The 26,978-nt window shown below is 45.2% G+C and carries 5 protein-coding genes; 3 read left to right on the top strand and 2 right to left on the bottom strand.

Annotated features, from left to right (window positions below; translation table 11 throughout):
- Positions 1-68 precede the first annotated feature (68 nt).
- From QF06_RS07670 to QF06_RS07660, 3 genes are all read left to right on the top strand, one after another.
- Complete coding sequence (locus QF06_RS07670; RefSeq protein ID WP_080332585.1) at positions 69-893, top strand: MBL fold metallo-hydrolase; 825 nt, start codon at positions 69-71, stop codon at positions 891-893.
- 78 nt (positions 894-971) lie between these two features.
- Positions 972-1,328, top strand: a complete 357-nt coding sequence (locus QF06_RS07665; RefSeq protein WP_041850811.1) for a protein YmzB — start codon at positions 972-974, stop codon at positions 1,326-1,328.
- Between the two features lie 230 nt (positions 1,329-1,558).
- Positions 1,559-2,776 carry a cytochrome P450 family protein gene (locus tag QF06_RS07660; protein WP_041850812.1) on the top strand — a complete coding sequence of 406 codons (1,218 nt, stop codon included), beginning with the start codon at positions 1,559-1,561 and terminating at the stop codon, positions 2,774-2,776.
- A 44-nt stretch (positions 2,777-2,820) separates the two neighbouring features.
- Here QF06_RS07660 and QF06_RS07655 read toward each other — a convergent pair whose 3' ends face one another.
- Positions 2,821-10,452, bottom strand: a complete 7,632-nt coding sequence (locus tag QF06_RS07655; protein WP_041850813.1) for a beta-ketoacyl synthase N-terminal-like domain-containing protein — start codon at positions 10,450-10,452, stop codon at positions 2,821-2,823.
- A 14-nt stretch (positions 10,453-10,466) separates the two neighbouring features.
- On the bottom strand, positions 10,467-26,933 hold the full coding sequence (locus QF06_RS07650) for a non-ribosomal peptide synthetase (RefSeq protein ID WP_082044615.1): 16,467 nt from the start codon (positions 26,931-26,933) through the stop codon (positions 10,467-10,469).
- Between the last annotated feature and the right edge of the window lie 45 nt (positions 26,934-26,978).

Genomic DNA, 26,978 nt, shown 5'->3' with positions numbered 1-26,978 from the left:
GTTTTTTCGTTTGAATATTCATAATCATAAGGTAAAATAATGGAAAATAGATGAAGGAAGTGAAGAAAGTGCCATATTATATCTGCAATACATGCGGTGTGCAACATGCACAGACTGTAGATCCGCCCAACTCGTGTCTGATTTGCGAGGATGAAAGGCAGTATATTCATCCCGATGGACAAACTTGGACAACTCTTGAAGACATGCGTGAGAAAGGAAACCTTCAAAACATCCTCCAAAAGGAAGAAGAGCATCTTTACAGCATCAAAACTGAACCAGAGTTTGCGATTGGACAAACAGCCCATCTTATCCAGCATAAGGGCTTCAATGTGCTGTGGGATTGCATGACATATCTTGACCAAAAGACAATTGACCAAATCAACGAATTAGGCGGTATTCAAGCCATCGCCTTGTCTCATCCACATTATTACTCTACTCAAGTTGAGTGGGCTGAAGCGTTTCAGGCGCCGATCTATATCCATGAGGATGATAAAGAATGGGTGACAAGGCCAAGCAATCACATTCACTTCTGGTCAGGGGAAACGCTCAACGTAAAGCCGGGACTGGACCTTTACCGACTGGGCGGACATTTTAAAGGCGGTGCTGTTTTGCATTGGAGCAAGGGCAATGAAGGGAAAGGCTGTCTATTGACCGGAGGGTTCATTACGGTTGCGGCGGACCGAAACTGGGTCAGCTTTATGTACAGCTACCCAAATCTCATTCCCCTTCCCGCCTCCAAAGTTGAAGAAATAGCAGCCAAAGTAAAACCGCTTCAATTCAACCGGCTTTACAATGCTTTTTCTAAAGTTGTCAAAGAAAATGCCGGCGAAGCGGTCCAGCGTTCTGCCGTACGCTATATCAAGGCTCTCAACAGCGAATTGTTTCATACATAAAGAGTGAGGCGGCTCTTTTCCGTGTAAAAGATGCAGCAATTGGGAATAGTATCGTGTAGATCAAAAGGAGGAATATTGATGGCACACACGAATACACAGCTTTCTCAATGGCTGGAATCAAAAGTCGGCCAGACGCTTGATATTAGAAAAGGTGAATTGACCCATGATGAAGAGATATCAGACTTGGATCAGATTGTTCTCCACCTTCAAAAAGTGGCTATACGCAGTACGAATCATCCTGATGATTATGTTGCAAAAGAAGAGCTCGTTTTAGAAGGCGAAGGAACAACATTCACTGAGGACGGAAACGTACCGCTTCCGCAAAATGCCTATGAGATTCCTTTATTAGGTGACATTCATATTCACCAAGAAAACGAAGGATTGAAGGTCGTAACAGATCGTGCAGTATATACAATTGATATCCAGCCCAGCTGAAAGCCACTTTCATCAAAATAATACAGCGTAGCGCCTTTGAGCTTTCGTTCAAAGGCGCTGCTTTATATCGAGCCGTTTTTTCACTTTTTTCGTTCTTCACCCTATTGAATGACTCCTAAAATAGATATATAGTTTTAGAGACAGGATTACATTTCAAATCATTCTGTTTTTTGTAAACTAGTTCAGCAATTTGATTCATCTATTTACCCTATTAGGCGAGGAGAATGCAAATGGAAAAATTGATGTTTCATCCGCATGGTAAAGAGTTTCATCACAATCCTTTTTCAGTTTTAGGACGATTTAGAGAGGAAGAGCCCATTCACCGATTTGAATTAAAACGGTTCGGAGCCACATATCCGGCCTGGTTAATTACCCGATACGATGATTGTATGGCCTTTTTAAAAGACAATCGAATTACAAGAGACGTAAAAAATGTGATGAACCAAGAACAAATCAAAATGCTCAACGTTAGTGAAGATATCGATTTTGTATCCGATCATATGCTGGCAAAAGACACACCTGACCATACCCGCCTGAGATCACTTGTTCATCAAGCATTTACTCCCCGAACCATTGAAAATCTGCGCTGCAGCATTGAACAAATTGCTGAACAGCTTTTAGATGAAATGGAAAAAGAAAATAAAGCGGATATCATGAAATCCTTCGCTTCCCCTTTGCCTTTTATTGTTATATCTGAATTGATGGGAATCCCAAAAGAAGATCGGTCACAGTTTCAAATCTGGACCAATGCGATGGTTGATACCTCTGAAGGTAATAGAGAGCTGACAAATCAGGCTCTTCGTGAATTTAAAGATTATATCGCCAAGCTGATCCATGACAGAAGAATAAAGCCAAAAGACGATTTAATCAGCAAACTTGTGCATGCTGAGGAAAACGGCAGCAAGTTAAGCGAAAAAGAGCTCTATTCGATGCTGTTCTTGCTCGTTGTAGCCGGCCTTGAAACAACTGTTAACTTACTCGGCTCAGGCACCCTCGCATTGCTGCAGCACATGAAGGAATGTGAGAAGCTCAAGCAGCAGCCTGAAATGATCGCTACAGCGGTTGAAGAATTGCTGCGATACACCTCACCTGTCGTTATGATGGCAAATCGGTGGGCCATTGAAGACTTTAGATATAAGGGGCATTCGATCAAAAGAGGAGACATGATTTTTATAGGCATTGGATCGGCCAATCGCGACCCGAATTTTTTTGAGAACCCCGAAATATTAAATATAAATCGGTCGCCTAACAGACATATTTCTTTCGGTTTTGGCATTCATTTCTGCTTAGGAGCGCCTCTTGCCAGGCTGGAAGGCCACATTGCATTTAACGCCCTTCTGAAGAGATTTCCTGATATTGAACTTGCGGTTGCACCTGATGACATTCAATGGAGAAAAAATGTCTTTTTAAGAGGATTAGAAAGTCTCCCTGTTTCACTTTCAAAATAACATTCAAAACGCCCCCTTTTAAAAGAGGGGGCGTTTATGTTTTCTCAACGCTTCACCAATTCATCTGTTTCTTTTTCTTCCCTCGCTTCATGTTTCTTTCGGAAAGCCTTAAGGAAATTCGCATTCACTACTCCCCTGTTTGAATAGAGCTTTTCGCAAAATTCTAACATGGCTGTTGACGCTTTCGGTTCGGTTAATATCATGAAGTGGTTGCTTGAATCGACATCCACCAGGTGGAAATGGGGAATTTGCCGCTCCCATTCCTCCCAATAGGCAGCTTGATCAAACGGTTCTTTTTCATTTGATAAAGTGAAATAAGTGTCTAAATCACCAAAGAAAGACCTGCTTTTGTTGCGGAAATAATAACATTTTACCGTCTCAGGATCAGGGAGAGACTTAACAGTGTACGACTCCAAATCATAGGCGCGCTGTGTTTTCATCATTTGCTGAGCCTGCGCACGTATTTGCTTATCTGGTTTGTTTAGCCCTCGTTCTTTTGCCAAGTCAATCAACTCAGACAGGAATTCTTCATCCTCTAAGCTTATGTCCACCTCTTCACGGCTGATGAGAACATCCGTAAGCTTTTCCCGTTTCGCAATCGATGCCAGCATCGTATTAATTGTTTGCAGCATTGACGTTTTCATAGATGCCTCATTCTCTTTTGTCTCAGAACGATATGGGGAGTCAATCATCACCATGCTTTTGACAGCAAGGCCTTGGCTTTGCAGCTGGCGAGTGACTTCATATGCAATCATCCCGCCTAAGGAATATCCGCCTACATCATAAGGACCTTCAGGCTGTATGGATCGAATGATCTCTATATAATAGGAAGCCATTTGTTCAATTCCGTGCAAAGGAGCAGAATCAGTCATGAATCCTCTGGCTTGAATGCCGTAAAAAGGGCGCTGGCTCTTTTGTGCAAATTGCTGATAGATTTCAACTCCTCCTACTCCGCCATGGAACCAAAAGACAGGGCGCCCCCGCTTGCCGTCATTTAACGGTATTAATTCCGGAAACGTGCGAGCTTGATCATTTTGTAAGGATGTATCCTCCTGTTTCTTTGCGATCAAGTCCATCATGTCCTGAACAGTATGGCATGCTTGAAGCTCCGTCAAGACAATGAGAGGGTCCACCTTTGATTGCAATTGCTGTAATAACTGTATGCAAGAAATTGAATCAAATCCATACTGCTGCAATGGCTTATGAAACTGCAGTTCATCCGGAGCCATCCCTAGTACATTTGCTAATATGTGATGATCGCTGCTGTTGTTGATACGCTCATCCTGTGAAACAGAAGGCGTATTCTCTACTGCTTGAAAGCCGTTCCAGCAGCTTCTCTTTTCAAATGGATAGGTTGGCAACGGTATTCTGCGGGCACCTTTTCCTTGATAAAGCTTTTCCCATGGGATTTGCACCCCTTTTGTCCAGCAAAACGCGATCTTTTCAAGGTTGTTTTCAGACAACAAAGTCTCGATCACCATTTCTCTTAATGGACCATCCAGCAAGGCTTCGAGATCTGACGAGCCATTTTCTGCATTTCCGCTAAAGACAGGTACAGAACTCTTCAGCTTATCGCCTTTTTCTGCTAAGCAGGCTTGCAAGCCGATTACCAGTTCTTCTTTACTGCGGACGACGAGCGCCAGGCGGTCTTCCATTTCCTCTCGGCCGGTTTGAAGTGTATAAGCATAATCTTGTAATGACAGTTCTTGTTGTTTATTCACATAGTCAAGCTGCTGTTGAGCAATTGCTTTTAGCCTGTCTTGATTCTTTGCAGAAAGAACTACAATGTGGGCACCATTCTCACTCATACTAACCGGTGGTTTTGGTAAAGGAATATATTCTTCTAAAATGACGTGCGCATTTACGCCTCCAAAGCTATAGCTGTTGATACTCGCTCTGCGCGGAATTTTTTTGCCTGCATCGTCACTTAAATCCCTCCATTGCTGATTCTCGGCAGTCACTCGGAAACGGGTGCCCTTTAATGACACCTGGTCATTCAAAGACGAAAATCCGGATATGCCTGGTATTGTTTGATGCTTCATCGCCATGCTGACCTTCATAAGAGCAGCCATGCCTGAGACGAGTTCACCGTGTCCGATGCTCGGCTTTAAGCTGCTGATATAACATGGCGCTTCCTCCCGTACTTCCTGTGGAAGTTCCAATTCGAGCTGACTGCAGCCTGACTTTAACGCCTCTATTTCTATCGCGTCTGCCAATGGAGAGGCGATCCCATGCGCTTCTATATAGGTCACCGTTTTGGGATCAATTTGCGCTCCTTGATAAGCCTTCAGCATTGCATCCTTCATGCCGGCCGGATTTGGCGCGTGAAGTGACATTCCCCTGCCGCCATGCGATACACCTGAACCTTTAATAACCGAATAAATATGATCAGAATCTTCAATGGCTTTTTGCAATGGTTTAATGATGAGAACTCCTGCTCCTTCACTTCTGACAAAGCCATTTGCATCTGCTTGAAAGGATTTGGCCTGCCCTTTCTCACTCAAATAGCCCATTGAGTCGAAGCCAATAAAGCCTTTTGGTGAAAGCAGCAAATTCACAGCCCCGACAATGGCTTGCTCACATTCGCCGTTTCGAATGGATTGTATAGCTCTGTGCAAAGCCACTAGAGCTGAGGAACAGGCAGCTTCATAATATTCACTTGGCCCTTTTACATCAAGTGCATAGGATATACGGTTTGGAATTAGGGAAGGAACCACAGCTGTATCCGTATTGCCGGCTGCGACAAATACTCCTGTCGGGCGGCTGGATAAAACCTGCCCTGTTAAGCCTGCATCTTCCATCGCCTTCCATGCATGTATCAAGAGCAGAAACTCCTGTGGGTCCATATTCGCCGCTTCTTTAGGCGATATGCCAAAAAACAGGGGATCAAACTCACCTATTCCTTCTATAAAACCGCCCCATTGAAGGCTTGATTGCCCTTCCTTATCGGCTGCGGCATATTTGCGCCAGTCCCAGCGTTCTTTCGGCACTTCAGAGACACAGTTCTTTCCTTGAATAAGGTTATCCCAAAATTCCGTTACGCTGTTTGCTTTCGGAAACTGTCCCGACATGCCGATAATGGCTATGCCGTCTGCCGCGTGTTCGATTGTTTTATCCGTGTTCGTCTCGTATGCCGGAATCTGTTTCATTTGGTTTTCGATTTGAGCTGGGCGTTCTTCCTGCTGATGAGCTTCACCAAACAGCTGAGCAAAAGATGCTTCATGTTTGTCCGCAAAAAAGTCGATTAACTCTTGAATAGTCGGATATTCAAAAAACAGAGTCGGATTTAATTCGATCTTTGTCTCTGCTTCCATCTCCCTTGTCAGTGCAACCAATTGAGAAGAATCAATTCCAAAATCCATGATATGCGCTTTTGCAATTGACAATTTTGACGGATCGGCCATGTTTACTGCCAGTTTATCTGTTACATAGCTTCTGATACGAGCTTTCAGATTGCTGGCTTTGATGGCCTTATTTTGATTTCCTCTTTGATTCGAAATACGAAGCTGTTTAAGCGAGTAGCCCGAGTAGTGCAGCACTGTTTCTGACGACTCATTGATCACATCTACATCAAACAGCAACATGTCACCTGTATTCTTAACCAATGTAATCAAAAGCCAGCAATCCCCTTTTATCGTTTGCTTTGTAAACTGGATATCATTGATTCCAAACGGCAGGAAGCCGCCTGTCATGTCAAACTGCTCTAAGAAACTGAGGATAGCCAAGTACGCGCTGTTTGTCATCAATGGGCTTACAGTGTAATGGTGCCCGTTTGCCAGCCCGCTTTGGGGCAGGCGAATTTTTGCCAGTATAGACTTGTGATCTCTGTAGAGATGAGTAATTGTCTTAAATAACTCTCCCCATTCAGGACCGTTTCCGGTTTTATACATCTGATCGATGTGATGAAGCTTAGTTAATGAATGCTTAACGTTCTCGATATTGACTTTTTTGGGCTCAAAAGAACCGATTCCGCATTGTCCGATTGCGGCAGGCTTCCACAAACCAGAGGACGGCTCGCGATACATGATTTGCAGTTCTATGACTTGATCTTTTTGCAGCGGCTTTGCCTGAAGTTCAATGGTCTCGCCTTGTTTGATGACAATTGGACTGATATAACTTAATTTGCTGATACGGCCGCTGTTTTCCTCAGGGAACAGGTTAAAAAATGCTTCAATGGCCAGACTGCCATATGTGGCACCGACAAGCACCCGTTCATTGTTGAAGACGTGTCCTTGAACGTAAGGCTCATCATAAGTGAATTGATCTTGAATGACCGGCTGATTGATATTGTCTTCAACATCTGACGATTTCTCATTGATAGACGATACATCGAAATGAAATGATGTATTATGGTCAAATGCATAGTGAGGCAGATGAACCCAGCCTGTTCGGTTCCCTATATCAGCTTCTTTAAAAGCAATCAATGCCCCTTGTGCCCATTGCTCTGCTGCGTTTATTTCTCTATCCCTAGATGCTGATTCCGCACATGGCTGTAAATCGAATGATGTATAGATGCCTTGCTGGAGTGAGCTTTCTCTTGATGTTCGGAACACCTTTAGTTTTTCGATCAGCTCTTGAGTCGATGCCACTGTAAATGCAGTCCTATGCTCTAAATTATGGTTTCTCCTGTGTAAAGCCTGTACAACGGGTTCAATATCCAGAGAAGCTTCCTTCTCTAAAAACAATTGCATATTTTCTAGATAGCTAAGCAGGCTCCATTTTGTTTTGGCTGAAAAAACGGCAGTGAATTCCTGCTGGCGGGGAGCGATATGTTCTTTCTCAGGGGCCGTCTCCATATATTCTTCTATAATAAGATTGGCATAGGCTCCCCCCGCTCCGAAGGAATTGATCATGCTTCTGCGCGGCAATTGTTTTCCAGTTTCAGGATCATTCAAGCGATGCCATGGCTCTGTTTGTTCCTGAAGATAGAAAGCCGTGTGTTCCAGCTTAATATTTGGATTGACAGGCATCGCGTTAATTGTCGGCACCAGCGTCCCTTTCTTCATCTGCAGCAGCACTTTTGTCAGCTGAGAAATACCGGAAGCCGCCTCTAAATGCCCCAGATTGGATTTGACAGAGCCTATCGCACAAAACTGTTTCTTGTTTGTATATTGTTGAAACGCGTTTGTTAAGGCAATTACTTCAATAGGATCGCCCAGCGCCGAACCATTTGCCGCCGATTCAATATAGCCGATAGTCTCTGGATCAATGCCCGACTGCTGAATCGACTTGACAATTAACTTTGCTTGCTGCTTCGGGTCCGGAGCTGTATACATCTGTCTTCCGCCGCTATGGTTAGCAAAACTGCTTTTGATCACAGCGTAAATATGATCCTGATCTTCCATCGCCTTCGAAAGTGGTTTTAACAGGACAGCTCCGACGCCTTCCCCGGGAATAAGCCCGTTTCCGGTGCCAAAACTTTTGCTTTGATTGCCGCTTCCCAGCAGATTGGCACGCTCCAAAGAATCATATTTAGAGAGATCGAGTGTTAAATTGACACCTCCAGCAATCGCCATTGAGCAGTTTTTCAATTTCAGGCTTTCACACGCAAGATGTATGGCGTTTAATGAACTAGAGCATGCTGAGCTGACAGCGATACTCGGTCCGGTCAGGTTAAAAAAGTGGGAAACGCGATTTGCAATGTGCCAGTCTCCCCCATTTGAGCTGAGGACTGCCTGCTCTAAAGATGGGATATTCCAAAAATACTGGTTATACATATTCCCTATAAAAACACCTACTCCGTCATCATCCCGCAATTTATCCAGCCGGGTTCGCGTATAGCCGCCGTCCTCAAACGTTTCCCAGACGGTTTCTAAACATAAACGGAGTTCCGGTGTCATTTCCATCACCCGGTTTTGCTCCACCTCAAAAAGCTGATGGTCAAATGCCTCTATATCTTGTAAAAATCCGCCATAGCGTTTCTTATTTGCCGGCTTTTTTGGATCTTTTGATAATGTTTTCAATAAAGATGTGCGCCATCTGGATTCCGGTGCCTCTGTAATACAATTGTCTCCGGCGATTAAATGCCCCCAAAGCTCTTCTAAACTGTTAGACATCGGATAGCGCCCGCTTACCCCGATTATTGCGATATCTTCTGTACTAGAATCATTAAAATGTGTTCCTTGCAAATTACTTGTCTTTTCTATTTTTAGTGGTTCGGTATTTGCTAGCTGAGTTTCCGTGACTTCCTGCTCTGTAACAAAGCGGCGTGTATGAAAAGTAAATGGCTTATTAGGATCTGTACGCTCTGTTTGAAGTGGAGCTTCATTTTTTGCAGGCTTCGTTTTTTCCTTTAACAATGCTGTCCGAAGCTTATTTTCATGCCCCTTTACTAAATATTCGACGAGTTCTTTTGTGTTGTTATGTTCAAATAAAATGGTTTTTGGAAGCTCTCCCGTCACTTTTTCTAATTCACGAATGAAATTCACCTGCAAAATCGAATCAATTCCATACTTCTCAAATGTCGTATCTTCGTGAATACGTTCTGGTGATAGTTTGATTGATTTTGCCAGCGTATGCTTCACAAATTGTGCCGTTTGTTCGATGAGAGAATCGCTTTCCTGTGAATGATCGATTTCAGCATTCATTTGTATATGGCTTGGATCTTCTTCTGCCTCCGTTCTCTTCTTTTGACGGACGACTCCGTTACTTTCAGCGGCAATGATCTGCTGGCCGAGTTGATGCGATTGTTCAGCCATAAAGGAAACATAGCGAAATCCTTCACTCTCAAGCACCATTTTCCAAGTGTCTGGATACAGGCCCGGGCAGCCCGGTATGCGGAGATCAGGATCCTCATACAGCCACCAGCCCTCTAAAAGGCCGAACGTCAAATGCGAATATATATTATGATTACTTATTTCATTTAAAAGGAGCAGCCCGTTTTTTTTCAAAACTGCTTTTGCATTTCGCAATGTCTGCCGGATATTTTTTGTGGCATGAAGCACATTTGCCGCGATGACCGCGTCGTAGCCTCCCGCATCAATATGCTGTTCAGACGCCGGCTCCTCGACATTAAATCGTTTATATGTCAAATATGGATTGTCAGGACCATACTTATTTTCTGCATGCATTAAAAAAGCTTTAGACAGATCTGTATAACAATATTCTTTTATATGTGTCTGCCATGCTTTCAATTTTTGAAAAACAGCCGCGCTTGTCCCGCCGGTCCCGGCTCCGATTTCTAATATTCGAATCTTCGCCTCAGGCTCTTGCTTCAGACGTTCTTGCAGATAGGCTGTTAACGTATCTGCAAGAACATCATTAAAATAGTCTGCGACTTGATTGTTTTTATAGACCCCTTCTACTAAATCCATAGATGAATTCGGAAACAGGATATCGGTGGCTGACGCCTTGCCGGTCAGAATCTCCGGCAAGGCTTTAAGTGCTGTCTCCACCAATGTCACCATGGCTTTCATATTATTGTCTTGAAGCAGGTCAAATTTTTGTTCATTCCATTCTTTCCACAGCTCGCTCATGGTGCCTATTGAGCGTGTTGGAACATGTCCGTTCTCCGTTCGCTTGAGAAATTGATGCCGTTCTAAAATCGATTGGCTTTCTTCAAACCATCTGCCATAGAAATTCTCCAATACCGGCTGGGATTTACTTTCTGTGAAAAACCCTATGGACTGTAATTGTGCGAAAAGCATTTTACAGAGAATGTCTTCTGTGTTCAGCATTGGCGTTTCCCCTCCTATAACAGTTGTTGAATCTTTGTGTTGTCACCCGGGTGATAGCTTCGCAGCTTTTGAATGGCGGAGCCGTGAGTTTCCGGGTACACTTCAATCGTTTCTTCTGTCTGTTCCGCTTCATCATTCGTTTCGTTTGCCATTTTCATCATTACTAGCTGCTTCAGCGGTCCCCCGAGCAGCAATTCCAAAGCTTCCATTGCTTCAGGGGCTTCAATTGAGCCTATGCCTGCCTGAGCCATTCTCTTTTGGTAATCCGGTGATGAAACAACACCAATGCTTCCCCAATAACTCCAATTCATCACGGCTACTGTACAAGGCCATACTTGAGAAAGCCGCTGTGCAAAAGCATCCTTAAAACTGCAACCCGCAGCGTAATTGCTTTGTCCGGAAGCTCTTGCAAACGATTGTACGGAAGAGAAAAACAAAACAAAATCCAGTGGTTCATGCCGGAAAACTTGAGCCATTCGCACGCTTACATCAACCTTTGCAGCAAGAACGTTTCTGAAACATTCCTCACTCATATTCATCAGGCTTCGGTCTTGTAAGACAATTGCAGAATGGATGATGCCGTTGATTTCACGATGTGTTTGTTTCATTGTTTCATACGCGCGTTCTAATTCCTCTCGGTTAGCCGCATCTGCTTGAATGTAATACGGGGCTCGCCCTAGACGTGCAAATCTGTCCAGCTTGCTTTGAATGGCTGCATCCTTTTTCCTTCTGCCAATCCAAACGATCTGCGCCTGATATGTTCTGATCATATATTCACTCCACGCCTCACCAATACCGCCAGCTCCGCCTATGACAACATAAACACCTCCGTGCTTATACTTCGTGTGCACCGGTTGATTGTTGTGTACTGGAATTAGACGAAGCTTATGCCAAATCTTGTTTCGATAGGCCCACGTATTCCCTTCTTGATCGGCAGGCAAGGAAAGGAGTTGAGATAACGGCAGGGCTTCGTATTTTTTAACATCGATCAGCTTTGTCTGCCAATTTGGATATTCTTTTGACATTGAACCGATCAGGCCGTGCACCCCGGCATCGACCGGGTCGACAATATCATGCTGATCAACATATTGTGTGTTCACCGTCACGATCGTCCAGCTTATCTCCTTCTGTCCATAGCCTAAAGAAAGCATTGCCTTAATGAGCCTATACATTTGAATGACGCCTTGATCTTGGGCTTCAATCATTTCATCGCCGACTTCGCACTCTGTCACACGAGAAGGAGACATCCACACGATGTGGTCAAACGATCCGAGTGCTTCAAGCTGGCCTGTAATTCTATGAATTGATGCGTTCGGCTCAATGTACAGCTCCTTGGCAAACGGAAACTCCCTTTGAACAGCTTTTCTGCTGTTGTCATCCCCTCCGAGGATGACAACACGCTCATCAGCAGGCGAAATGCTCCTCTTCTCCAGCTGCACTCGATCCCATATCGGCGCCATAAGAAGCGCTCCGTTAAGAGTTGCTTTGGAGTTTCCTAGTGATGTCGGCCCGTCTGGCGGTTGTATGCCTTCTTCCAGCAGCCTTGAGGTAATCCCCTTGATTCTTACACACACTCGGCCTTGTTCATCACACAAATCAATATCCAGTCTCTGTATTTTGTCCTCATTAGGACGAGATGTCACAGACACCCACATTTTATTTGTACACGGGCTGAATATTTCTAGCTCTTGCAGCGCAAAAGGCAGAGAAAGCTGCTCGTCACCGGAATTCAGCTTTAGCCCGATCGACGCTTGTAAAGCAGAGTCGGCCATACTTGGATGAAGAACGAATTCATTCAGTGTGTGAGTTACACCAGCAGGCAGAGAAAGCTCTGCCAAGGCTTGATTGCGGCCGATGTAAAGCCGATCTATCCCTTGAAAACCAGGTCCGTAGTCAATGCCGATCGCCTTAAACAATTCATAACACTGGTCGTGTGAGAGTGTGCTTAAACTGCATTGGTCTTGAAGCGCGCTGATATCCTGGACTGGAATGTCTCCTGCCCCACGGATTGAAGCACTGCCTTGACAATGTATCTTTCGATCATTGTGTGCAGCCTCTGTATAGACGTTAAAAGCAATCTCGCCGTCCTGCTGGGGATTTAGACTGATATCCACTTGAACAGGCTGGCCATCCGCCACAATCGGCTGCACCCACACAACATTTTTGATGTGAATAACAGATTGTTGATCTTCGGTTCTTCTCACTGCTCTTGTAACGGCAGCATGAACCATCTCAAGATATGCCACGCCCGGCATAACCGGTTTTCCCTTCACCTTATGATCGGCGAAAAAGAACTCAGCACCTGTAAAGGCCGAGCTGAAACGCTGCTCTGACAAATCAGATGTGTTGACATGTATCAATGGATGCAAAGCTGCTGATTCGACTGTTTTTAAAGCTGTTTGATGGGCGGCTGCCTCCTCTTTCGTATCCGTTATCCAGTAGCGTTCTTTCGCAAATGGATAGGTAGGGAGGCTGATGCGTTTCGGCTGTTTGCCGTCATACAGTTTACTCCAGCCTATTTCCATGCCTTTTACCCATAAATCAAGCAGTCTTTCATATATGTGAGGCTCCCAGCTATTGTTGAGCGTTTTCTGTACTTCGTCATCTGATCTCAATGTTTGTGCGATACCTTTTTCTGCTCTGCCTCTGTACATGTACTTCGCATTGGTGCCCCCTTCTATAAAGAGGTTCAGTTTTTCCAGCAAGTCCCCAGTCGAGACAGCGATGATCCCTAATCTCTCCTCCATTGCATCACGCCCCTCTTGGAGTGTATAAGCAATATCAGTGAGGTCACGAGCAGTGATAGATCGCTTGCTGATAAAGTCTGCTAATTGCCGGGCTTGGTCTTTCAGACGATCTTCATCCTTTGCCGACAAAATAAAGATGCCCGGGTGCTGTGCTGTCACGGCTGGTGCTGTTGCAGGATGGGTTGTTTCTTTCGGAATATATTCCTCAATGACCACGTGGGCATTGACGCCGCCTATCCCGAACGAACTGATACCTGCGCGGCGCGGCAGCTCTCGGCCGGCTTCATCCCGAAGCGCCTGCCACTCTCTCGATTCCTGCACAATATAAAACGGGCTGTCATCCAGTCTGATATACGGATTAACAGTTTCACTGTACAGACTTTTGACAAGCGTTTTATGCTTGAGCTGCAATAACACTTTAATGACACCAGCCACACCGGCCGCCAGTGATAAGTGACCGATGTTTGTTTTCGCTGACCCAAGTCCGCAATGGCTGCCATGAACAGCCGGGTCCCCCGTTTTTTCATACAGCTCTTTAAATGCCGCTTTTAAGCCGTTGATTTCTACTGGATCGCCCAGCTCTGTTCCAGTCCCATGCGCTTCAATATAAGTTACGGTTCTTGGATCAATTCCCGCTTTTTCATATGCTGTTTTTACGACATCCGCCTGAGCTTTCGGATTAGGAGTCGTTAGAGAATTTGCGCGGCCACCGTGGTTTACCGCACTTCCTTTAATGACACCGTAAATATGATCACCGTCTCGTTCAGCCGCTGTCAGCTTTTTCAGAAAGAGAATGCCGGCACCTTCACTGACTGCGAATCCATCGGCTTTGTCAGAAAATGTTTTGCATCTTCCTTCTTTGCTCAGCGCCCCGGCTTTATCATAGGCGATATGGCCTTGCGGAGTTACGACCGTGTTGACCCCTCCCGCAATCGCCATTTCACAGTTTCCATTTTCAATGGCGCAAACCGCATGATGAATGGCGACCAAAGAGCTTGAGCACGCAGTGTCGATCGGTTCACTCGGCCCATGAATGTTCAGGAAATAACTGACTCTATTCGGTCCTGCAGAAGGACTCATATTCGCAGCCGCTGAGCCTTCGATGTCTACATTTGACAGAAGTGAACTGTACCCTGTGTTTCCTGTCCCGATGAAGATGCCCGTTTTGGTTCCTGCCAGGCTTCTCGCTGAGTGTCCCGCTTCTTCTACCGCCTTCCACGCATAGGTCATTAACAGGCGCTGCTGAGGCTCCATCTGCTCAGCCTCCAGCGGAGATATGCCGAAGAACAATGGATCAAAGTCAGCAACTTCATCAATAAAACCGCCCCATTTGACGTTTGTTTTATTCGCTTCTTTCAGAGGGTCTCCGTAATACTCCTGCCAATCCCAGCGGTCTTTTGGAACCTCTGTAATACAATCTGCGCCCGATGACAGGTTCTTCCAATATTCCTCAACGTCTTTTGCCTTTGGGAAAACGCCGCTCATCCCCACAATCGCAATAGGCTCAGGCTTGTGATCAGCTTCCTTTTGCATTGGTGTTACCGAAGGTTTTACAAAGCGGTTTTCAGTCGAAAACGTCATATTTTTTATATTCTGTTCGACAGGCTGCATCAGCACCTCAGCTTTGGCAGGCGTTTGAGCTGTAAAAGCATTTGGATATTCTTCTGACAGATACCCTGCAAATGCATAAACAGTTGCGTGCTCAAAGAAGACCGTAGGCGTAAGATCCAGCTTGCACTTCTCATTCAGTGTATTTGCGAATTCAGTTAACGTAATCGAATCAAATCCATATTGATTAAACTCCATGTCCGGGTCAATCTCTTCAGGTTTGATTTTGAGCAATTGAGAGATTGTTTGCTTTAAAACTTCTTGAATGTGGTCAAACATATTCCCTTGATCCATTCTTGCTTCAGATGTCACCCGTACTTGCACTGTTTTCATTGGTACATCATCAGAAGACGGCTTTTGAGTCAGCTTTTCCCTCATCATGTCTTTGAATCCTTCCATGACGATGACTTGATCTTTGCCAAATGCCAAACCTTTATACAGCGCTTGAATGCCGGTCTCGGTCCGCATTGGAGTCACACCTGTGTTTTTCAACGTCATGTTTTCAATTTCTTTATTCGCGCGCATGCCGCCTTCTTTCCAGAGCGGCCAATTGATTGACAACGTTTGTCCGTGCCTGTACATGGCGGTTACAAGCGCATTCCGATAAGCAGCATAACTGTCCATAAATGCATTAGCCATTGCATAATCGGCCTGTCCCGCGCTGCCGGCAACACTTGATATTGAAGAAAAGAGGATAAAGAAATCTAACGCAAGATGCTCGGTTGCCTCATCCACATTCACAAGCCCTTTCACCTTAGGAGCGAGAACTTGTGTCAGCTCTTCATTGGTTTTGCTCATAAGATAGTTATCTTTAATCAGCCCAGCGCTGTGAATGACACCATTCAAGTCTTCGTAATCAGACGTAATGCTTGTGATAAGCTCGGAGGCTGCTTCCGTTTGTGTCACGTCAACCTGCCTGTATTCTGCGCGAGCCCCTAATTGCTGAAGTTCGTTAAGCTCCGCCTGCTGATCCGCATTCAACGCGGATCTGCCTGTCAGAATGAGCACAGGCTGTTCGGCTTGGCGAGCAATCTCTTTTGCAAAAATAAACCCAAGTCCTCCTGCGCCGCCCGTGATGAGGTATACACCTTTATCTCTCCACGGCATGCTTATTTCCCGATCATCTATTTGCATTTCATCCAGATCATTGATGTACCGTTTGCCTTTTTCATATTTGATGTGCTGATCTTCTGTGTGCCTTTTATTCTCTTTCAGTTTTTCTATTACACTTTCAACATTTTCATGTGAATCGATTTCAATCGTCTGGCCGATTAGTTTTTTATTCTCCAGGCCGGCGGTTTTAAGGAGCGCCGATAGCCCTGAGAATGAGTACTGCTTTCTTTGTGCAGAGGTAAGCAGCTGGATCAGAACATTGCCCTGAGGTCTGCTTTTGAGAAGACCCTGGACCGTCTCAAGCGCTTGTTCGGCATAATCTTGGAACCTCTCTGCAAGTCCTTCGCGGAATGACTCCAAAACGATGCATTCCGCTCCTGTCATTCTTGATTCAATGCGATCTTTTGAGAGGCCATTCATGTCGCAAAGCATGACAATGTGCCGTTCGTAATGAGGCTCAGGACTTTCTTTTTTAAAATCCTTGGGCACCCATTTTTCTTCAAACATCAGGGTTGCCAGCGTTTGATCAGATTCCGCCGATCCAGAGCCGCCTTCTGCTGCTCTGAAAGATAATCCTTTCATCCGTACGCAAACATTGCCGCTCTCATCTAAAATATCCATATCGCGCTTTTGCACCTTATCAGTTGCCTTGCTGCCTTGGCTGTATCTTGCGTATACCCACATTTCTGACGAACATGCTCCGAAGACTTCAAGCTCCTGGACCGCAAAAGGCAGTGTCAGCTGGTTATCCCCGGCGCCTGTCAAAATGCTTGACGCCTGCAAAGCAGAATCCATCAGCCCAGGGTGCATTTTGTATTGGCTGAGCGTATCTGCAGCTGACGGATGCAATGACAATTTTGCCAAAACAAATTGTTCAGCTGTATAGATTTTTTTCACTCCGCGATAAGCAGGACCATATTCAAATCCAATCATTCGATAGGTGTCGTATACTTCGTTTACGCTGAAATGACTTTCCTGACACTGCTCCCGCAGAGATTGCAAATCAACCGCCGGCAAATTTTCAGCAGGATTCAATACCGCGCTGCCTTGACTGTAGACGATTGACTGTTCGCCAGTAACGTCTGAATGACCATAGATTTCATAAGAGATCTCACCATTTTCTCCCGGTAAAAGCCTAATGTGTACTTGCTGCGGCTGATCCTCTACAACAATAGGCCGCACCCACACCGCATTCTTTAGCTTCATGATGCGCGGTACACCTTGTACCTCTGCGGCCTGCTCAACAGCTGCCCGCGCCAATTCAAGATGAGCCACTCCCGGCAAAATCCGTTGGCCTTTCACAACATGATCAGCAAGGAAAAACTCTTCTCCCGTATAAATAGAGCTAAACCTTTGTTCCGAGAGATTGGATGTGTTTTGATGCATTAATGGATGCAGCACGGCTCCGCCAAGGCGGGAGGCTGCTTGATTTGCATCAATGCTGCCGCTTTTTTCAATATGATCAGAGATCCAATAACGGTCTTTTGCGAAAGGATACGTCGGCAAGCTGATGCGCTTTGGCAGATTCTCGCCATACAATTTCGTCCAGTCTACATCAAGCCCTTTTACCCATAATTCAAGCAATTTTGCATACTTTCCCCGTTCCATCCATTTCTCGACGGCTTCTTGAATCTCTTCGTCCTCTGTCAGCATTTGGAGTGTGCCTTTATCAATCCTGCCTTTAAATACATCCTCCACACCGCTTTTCTCCGCTGCAAAGTCTTTTAACTTTTTCTGTAAATCCTCAATGGAACCGGAAATAATCCCGAGACGTTCTTCCATCGCATCCCGTCCGGCTTGCAGTGTATAAGCGATTCGGGCGAGATTTACGTCACTATATGTTTGCTTATCAAGCGCATCTGCCAGCTGCTGTGCATGTTCTTTTAGCCGCGCTTCATTTTTAGCCGATAAAACGAAGATACCCGGATGTTCCGGCGCGATGGATGGTATATTCTCATCGGATGCTTCCGGAATATATTCCTCGATAATCACGTGGGCGTTTACTCCGCCGATTCCAAATGAACTGACACCTGCCCGTCGAGGAAGCTCTTCTCCCTGTTCATTTTTCAGCGCTTTCCATTCTTCCGTTTCCCGTACGATATAGAACGGACTGTTTTTCAGCTGAATGTATGGATTCACGTTTTCGCAATGCAGACTTTTCACTAAGGTTTTATGCTTAAGCTGCAATAATATTTTAATAACTCCTGCTGCACCGGCTGCCAGCGATAAGTGGCCGATGTTTGTCTTTACAGACCCTAATCCGCAGTAAGGATTGGCTGATGTGTCTCCTTCATTTACACCCAATGCTTTAAAAGCTGATTTCAAACCGTTAATTTCAACCGGGTCTCCAAGCTCCGTTCCGGTTCCGTGGGCTTCAATGTAGGTCACGGTTTTCGGGTCGATTCCCGCTTTTTGATATGCCGACTGAATAACATCTGCCTGCGCCTTCGGATTGGGAGTCGTTAAAGAGGCTGCACGGCCGCCGTGATTGATTGCACTGCCTTTTATGACTCCGTAAATATGGTCTCCCGCTTCTTCAGCCGCTTTTAATTTTTTCAGGAACAGTATGCCGGCACCTTCCCCATGTGCAAAACCATCGGCTTGATTTGAAAACGTCTTGCATTTTCCTTCTTTGCTCAGTGCTCCCGCCTTATCAAAGCTGATATACACCTCAGGAAGGATAATCGTATTTACACCGCCGGCTAATGCCATGTCACAAGTGCCTTCCTCAATTGAAGAGATGGCATGGTGGATCGCCACTAGTGAACTTGAGCACGCTGTATCAACCGGTTCGCTCGGCCCATGCAGATTAAGGAAATAACTGACCCGGTTCGGACCGACCGATGGGCTCGTATTGGCTGCCGCTGATCCTTCTATTGCCGAGTTCGCTTTAGATAGAAGAGAGCTGTATCCTGTATTTCCCGTTCCGATGAAGACGCCGGTTTTTGTGCCTGACAACCTTTTCGCCGAATATCCTGCATCTTCGATCGCTTTCCAGGCGTAAGTCAGCAGTAAGCGCTGCTGAGGTTCCATTTGTTCAGCTTCACGCGGGGAAATGCCAAAGAATAATGGATCAAAATCTGCAATACCGTCAATAAAACCGCCCCATTTCACGTTCGTTTTATTGACTTCCTTCGCCGGATCACCTTCATATTCACGCCAATCCCAGCGATCTTTCGGGATTTCCGTCATGCAGTCTTTGCCCTCTTTTAAGATGTTCCAGTACGCCTCAACGTCTTTCGCCATAGGGAAAATCCCGCTTATGCCCACAATGGCAATTGGCTCAGGCCCAGCATCACTCTGTATGGCGTTTGGCAGCATGACTTGCTGCTTTCTGCGTCTTTTAGCTTTGGCACGCACGGCTTGTTCCTGTTTCGCAGCAGGCTGAAGCTGAGCCGATACAGCGCGCACAGCAAATGTCTTCGCAAATACCGATTGATATTCTTCTGACAAATGCTTGCCAAACGCATGAATCGTCGGGTGGTCAAAAAATACGGTTGGCGTCAGCTCTAACTGATAGGCGCGATTGATATGGTTGGTGAATTCAGTCATGGAGATAGAATCAAAACCATACACCGTCATCTCTGCATGATCGTCAATCGTTTCAAGCTTGACCTTTAACAGCTTGGCGATCTCTCGCTTTAACATCGCCTTTACTTTATCCAGCAAACTGTCTGCATCAATGCTATTTATTTGTTCAGTCATGTGTTCTGCTTCCTTCTTTTCCATAGGTGCTGAGGCGTTTTTGGCCAGCATGTTTTGTTTTATTTTCTGCACATCGCCTTCGATCACCATTACTTGGTTTGCCTCTGAATGAAGTGCTTGATATAATGCCTGAATTCCTTTTTCCGCCCTCATAGGAACAATACCGGCAAGTTGCACAAGCCTTTTCTCAGTTTCTTGATCGACCTGCATGCCTCCATCTCTCCATAAAGGCCAGTTTACAGAAAGCGTCTGCCCATGCCGCTGGCTGAGGTCGGCAAGCCTATTTCGATAGCCTGCATACATATCCATAAATACATTGGCTGCCGCATAGTCAGACTGACCAATGCTCCCTAAACTTCCTGAAAGAGATGAAAAGAGAATAAAGAAGTCTAAAGGCAAATCCTTACTCGCTTCGTCTAGATAAACAAGCCCTTTTACTTTAGGCGCCAGTACATCGTGCAGATCTTTTGCCTGTTTATTAACCAGGTAGCTGTCCTTGATGATTCCGGCACTATGAAGAATACCGTTCAGACGGCCATATCTTTTTTGAATGTCGTCAATGAGCTGATAGACTTCAATTTTATTGGTAACATCTGTTTGCCGGTAGGTGATGTCAGCCCCCTTGCTATGAAGCTCTTTCAGCTTTTTGCTTTTGCTTTCGCTAAGAGGTGAGCGGCCCGCCAGAATGACTGTCGCATTTTTCGTTTGTTCCGCAATTTCCTTTGCAAAAATATGACCTAGTCCGCCGGCACCTCCTGAAATGAGATAAACGCCATTGTCTTTCCACGGTTTGCTGCCGTCTCCTTTTGCCTGTTTGATTTCACGCCAATCAGCAATATACCGTGTCCCGTTTTGATATTTGACATATGAATCGCTGCTCATTTGATTTTCTAACAGTTTGCCAGCAATGCTTTCTCCACTTTCTTCACTGCTGACTTCAATCATTTGGCCGGTTAGTTTGGCATTTTCCTGACAAGCTGTTTTCAGCAGTCCTGTCAACCCTGAAAACAATTGCTGTTCTCCCTCGGCAGAGGTCACGATCTGAACGAGAATGCCGTCTTTCGGTTTCGTACGAATGATCTCTTGTACCTTTTTAAACACTTGTTCTGTATAAGAATGGAAACGCCCATCTACTGAAGAAGGCCTTGCTTCCAGGCTGTATACATGGACATCCTCGATGGCTGCTTCAATTTGTTTTCTCGTCTCATGATCATATTCACATAGGAATACGAGATGCTCTGCATATTTTTTTGCAGCTAAGCTGTTAGCAGCCTTTTGTTCTTGCCAAACGGGCTGAAGCAATAAAGTTTCAGCGTTGATTTTTGATGGTTCGGTTTGTATATCTGCCTCCATCACTCTCGTCGAAAATCCTTTCAGCCGCACACAGATCATGCCATGCTCATCACATAGGTGAATATCGACTTTCTGTATCAAATCTCCTGGTTTGTTTTTCGAGTTGAATTGAACATAAACCCACATGTCAGAAACGCACTGACGAAAAACCTCAAGTTCCTCCAGTGCAAATGGCAGTGCTGCCTTAAAGTCTTCAGTGTCTGAAAGTTCCGCTCTGACGACATTTTGCAAATATTCAGCCGCCTGTAACGCCCCGTCCATTACACTTGGATGAAGAACATAATCGCCCAACGTATGTGCAACAGATTCTGGCAGTGATAATTTGGCAAGCAGCTGGCCGTCGCCTTTATATACGGCCTCTACACTCTTGTAACCTGGACCGTAATCGGCGCCGATCATCCCTTCATAAAACGAGGCAGCATCCATTTTGCTTTGATCACATTGTTTCTTGATCTTAGAAAGATCCAGTGCTTTTTCTCGCTTTAACTGAATCAATTCCGCTTTACCTTGGTTATATACAACTGGTTCTGCATCAGCGGATTCCGGATCACCATACATCCGATAAGCAATATGTCCGCCATCTTCATCGTAAAGTCCGATATTTACCTGAACCGGCTCACTTCCTGCTACAACCGGGCGAACCCACACGACATTTTTCAGCCTGATTCCAGTTTCATGATCCTCCAATCCGCCAATTCCTTGTTCTATAGCGGCTCTTGCCATTTCAAGCGTGACCGCCGCCGGCAAAATCGCCATGCCTTTAATGATATGCTCGGCAATAAAATACTCTTGTCCTGTGAAAATGGAGCTGAAACGCTGCTCTGACAGAACCGATGTATTATGGTGCACCAAAGGATGCAAACGAGATGGTTCAATTGTTGTGATAGCGCCGGTGCTGCTTTCAGGCCAGTATCGTTCTTCGGCAAAAGGGTATGTCGGCAAGCTGATGCGGCGTGGCTTTATATTTGGATAGAGCCTGCGCCATTCAACGTGAAAGCCATTTGCCCACATCTCGGCAAGCTTTCTCAATTCTTCTTTTGATATCCGCGATGAAGCCATATCATCTGCTTCAGCATTTCCAAGCAGCTGTTCAGCGGATGTCATTCTCGTTTTTTCTCCTTGAATACAGCCTTCTGCGAGCGGCTTTCCAGTCACAAAAGCTTCCAGCTGATGTTTCCACTCTTCCAGATCGTTCACTATAAAAACGATCCTGTTATCCATTGCTTCACGGCCGACTTGGAAGGTATATGCAATATCTCTTAAAGAGAAATGCCTTTGCTCGTCTTGACTGATATAGGACAGCATTTCCTTCGCGTATACTTGGAGCCGTTCACTATTTTTTGCTGATATAGGAATGATGTAAGGCTGATTGCCTTCGTTTTCGGCACCTGCATCAGAAATGTTTTCATATTGCTCAAATATTGCATGGGCGTTAGTTCCGCCAAGGCCGAATGAGCTCAGAGCCGCCCGATGGACACCTGCGTGTTTCTCTAACGATTTTCGTTCACGGACAACATAAAAAGGAGAGCTTTCAAACTTTATATCCGGATTCGGCTCCGTACAGTTGATGGTCGGTGCAAGTTCATTATGGTATAAACTCATCGCAACTTTAATACATCCGGCTAACCCCGCAGCTGTATCCAAATGGCCGATATTCGTTTTCACTGAACCAATTCCGCAAAATTGTGTTTTGTCGGTGTATTGCTTGTACACTTTATTTAGAGCAGACATTTCAATAGGATCGCCTAATTTCGTTCCCGTCCCGTGCGCTTCAATATAACTGACCGTTTCAGGATGGATCTTGGTTGTATCCAATACATGCTGTATCACTTCTGTTTGGCCTTTTACACTTGGCGCATAGAAGCCTGCCTTCTCTGCCCCATCATTATTGATGCCTATTCCGCGCATAATGGCATAAATATGGTCTCCGTCTTTTACGGCATCCACAGCTTTTTTCAGCAGGATGACTGCTACGCCTTCACCTCCGGCCATTCCGTCCGCCGAAGCATCGAACGCCTTCACATGCCCGTCGCTTGAAAAATTCAACCCGTTTTGGTGCACGTAGCCGATCGCTGATTGTGCGTGCAATGTTGCGCCTCCGACAAGCGCATATTGTGATTCGCCCGATGTCAGGCTTTTGTATGCTTGATATAAACCGACTAGTGATGAAGAACAGTTAGAATGAACAAAATAGCTTGGCCCTTTTAATCCGAGCTTATGTGAGATCATTGTGGGAATGGTTCCGCTTTGGGCTAAAACCCAAGAGACATAGCCATCCGGTGATTCATGTCCTTCTGTTGTCTCCTTCGGCAATAACGTTCTATATGAATTGCTGCTTGCAGACATATATACACTTGTTGCCGGAATCTCCTTAGCCACATATCCTGCATCTTCAATCGCTTTCCAGGAGTGCAGCAATAAGAGGCGAAGCTGAGGGTCCATATACTCAGCATCTTTTGGCGAGATTTGAAAGAAACCGGGATCGAATAAGTCTTTCCCTTCGATCACAGATTGCACAGGCACATAGTCAGGATGCTGTATCAATTCTTCGGGAACTCCATTTGCGCGAAGCTCTTCTTCAGAAAAGAATCGTATGCTTTCTTTGCCTTCTTTGATGTGGTTCCAGAAGTCATGATGATTTTTCGCACCCGGGAACTGGCAAGATATCCCCACAATCGCAACACTGTCGTCAAAATAAGGGGGAATCTTCTGTTTCGGGTATTTTCCATCTTTTTTGTCATCATGATCATCTTCATTTTGTGTCCCGGCTAGATCTGAGTTTTTCATCTCCAAAATGTATTCACTGATTGCACGGATCGTGGAATACTCAAACAGCTCAGTAACATGAAACTCACAATCGAATTCTTTTTTGATTCGTTCAGCCACAGCTACAGCCAGAAGCGAATCGCCGCCCGCATCGAAAAATCCGTCTTCCGGCCCAAATCCGCTGACCTTGAGCGTTTCCTCCCAAATGCGCAGCACCTGATCCTCTATTTCCGTTAATTGCAAGTGATTTGGTTTCCTTCTGTTGAACACGATCTCGCGTTTTTCTAATTCTTTACGGTTCACTTTTCCGCTGGGCGATAATGGAAGCTCATCTAAGCGGATAAAGTGTGAAGGTATCATATATTCGGGCAGACTCGATTTTAGATGAAGGCGCAAATCTTTTGGATTGGCAGAGGCATGTCCGCTTTCCTCTGTATAATAAGCAGCGAGCTGTTGATGGCCCTCAAGCTGCTTCACCACTACCGCCTGATCTAAAATGCCCGGAAATTCACCCAGCTTTGTTTCTATTGCGCCCAGCTCGACGCGAAAACCGCGTATTTTGACTTGGCTGTCAATCCGTCCCAAGTATTCTATGTTGCCGTCAGGAAGCCACCTTGCTGAATCACCCGATTTATATAGCTTCGTCCCTGATTCAAAGGGATTATCAATAAATTTTTCAGCCGTAAGCCCCGGCTTTTTAAAGTAGCCTCTTGCTAAGCCGGCTCCAGCGATGCAAAGCTCACCTGGCTTTCCGATCGGGACAGGCTTCAAATGCTGGTCCACAATATAAATTTTCGTGTTGGAAACAGGCTTTCCAATCGGTGTATGGTGACTTGCGATATCTCCTTTTCCGCATCCGAAATACGCAGCGTAAATGGAGGCTTCCGTCGGTCCGTATATATTTTCAACACGGCAGTTTGTAAAGAGCGATACCGCCTTTTTCACTAATACTTTAGGGAAGGCTTCACCTGCAACCATCATATACTTCAGCGGACCGTCCTCTGTGAATCGCTTGTTGTCTTTCGCCATTTCTAAAAAAACATGCAGCATGGCCGGCACAAAATTAATGTGAGTCACTTTATATGTTTCAATATAATCCATGCAAAGCTGCGGTGATTTCTCCCCATTAGGCGGAAGAATCACTAGACGGCCATCTCCAATAAACCATCCGAATAATTCTGAGATCGATACATCAAACACATAGTTCGTCTTCAATAAATATGCATCCTCAGCCGTTACAGGATAGTGAGATTCAAGAAAATTCAGGGTATTCATAATGCTCCGATGCTCTACCATAACCCCTTTAGGCTCTCCGGTGCTTCCCGATGTATAAATAATATAAGCGAGGTGTTCCGGTTTTACTTCCCGCTTTAAACCGCTGCTTTGCTGGTCTGTATAACCGTTTCGGCAAGCTAACTCGATATTGATCGCTTTTACATGGCTGCCAGTTAATCCGCTGATCCTATCATGAACGTTAGGTTGGGTGAGGACAATGGATGCCTGACTGTCTTTGAGCATGTACTTTAATCGTTCTTGCGGAAAACTTGGATCTAACGGCACATACGCTCCGCCAGCTTTCAGTATTCCTAAAATTCCGATGATCATATCAAACGAACGCTCTGCACAAATGCCAACGGGCTGTTCAGGTCTAACACCCTGATGTTGAAGGTAGACTGCCACAGATGTGCTTTTTTCATCTACTTCTTTATATGTAAGTGATCTGTCTTCAAACATCACAGCAACCGCATCGGGGGTTTGTTTCGCTTTTTCCTCAAACACCTCATGTATACACTTGTCATTTGCGATGTTTGTCCCTGTCGCATTCCATTGTTCCAGCAAACTAGTTTGTTCTTGATTTAATTGCAAAGAGTAGGCTTCAAGCGGCAAAGACGGGTCCTCCATCATGTGCTGCGCGAGCTTCATATAGTTCTCCATCATGCTTTCAATGGAGGACAGTTCGTACAAATCAGGGTTGTACAGAAGATGAAGCACTGTTTCATTTTCTTGCTCATATATTTCGAGCGCCAGCTCAAATTCACCCTCTTGCCGAATGTCTTCAATATATTCGATGCCAAGCGTTTGATACGGTTCAAGCACTTTTTGCAAGCCTGTTGCCTGAAAAAAGTTTTGGTACAGAAAAGCTGTTTGAAAAACCGGAGAATCCGCGGCCGAGCGGTCTACATTCAGCTCTCTTACCAATGCAGGGAACGGAAACGCCGCATGATCCAGGCCGACAGCCACTGTCAGCTGCAGTTCCCGAATAAATGCTGTTAATGGCTGAGATCCGATATTCTTGCTCCGAACAGCCATCATATTGATAAAATAACCGATTAGGGTTTCAAATCTGTCTTCTTGCCGACCCATTGTCGGAACGCCAACAATGATATCCTTTTGTTTTGTATAATGATGCAGCAGCACTTTGTAAATGGAGAGAAACACAACCGATTCATTCACATGATTGGTGCGGGCAAACGATTTAATTTGATTTCTCAGGTGATGAGGGAGCAAGCTTTTATAAGCTTGCCCCTTAAATTTTCGTGCTGAAGACCGCGGACGGTCAGCAGGCAAATCAAGAACTGGCAGACTCCCAGACAACTGTTCTTTCCAGTAAGCGAGATGCTCTTCCCCTTCTCTGCCAGTCAGCATTCGATTTTCCCAATCGACAAAATCGTAATAATCAGCTGTTGATGGCTGCTGCAAGGGTTCAATCCCATTCAGCAATTGTTGATACGCTTCGAATAGCGCCGATATCAATGTCAGCATCGACACACCATCAAATATGATATGGTGAATTGTTATAAGAACAATGCATTCTTCTAACCGATGAAAAAGGTGTGTGCGCCATAACGGACCAGCTTCCAACTGGAAAGGTTCTTTTGCTTTTTCTTTTAGAAAAGGCATAATATCTGCTGATTTCATTGCTGATATATCCTCTTCCACAAAATAAAGATCCTTTGATAACTGAACCGATTGAAATGGAATGCCATTTTCTTCTTGAATCACACTGGCTAAGACCGGATATTGTCTCTGTACAAACAGAAGGGCTTTCTTGAACGTCTCTGCATGTATTGGTTTGCTGAAGCGAAAGCATAAAGGAATGTTATATGCACTCATCCCAGGAGACATTTTTTGAAGCATCCACAGCCCTTTTTGCCCTTCTGAAAGCGGGCTTTTCAACTGCCGCTTCATGCCTTTAAGATGTTCTTCCACCTCAGAAATGGTTAATTCTCCTGA

The organism is Bacillus sp. YP1, assembly GCF_000877815.1.
GTDB classification, from domain to species: Bacteria; Bacillota; Bacilli; order Bacillales; family Bacillaceae; genus Bacillus; species Bacillus subtilis.
Note: the sequence above shows the minus strand (reverse complement) of the source record. Positions and strands in the feature narration are given on the sequence as shown.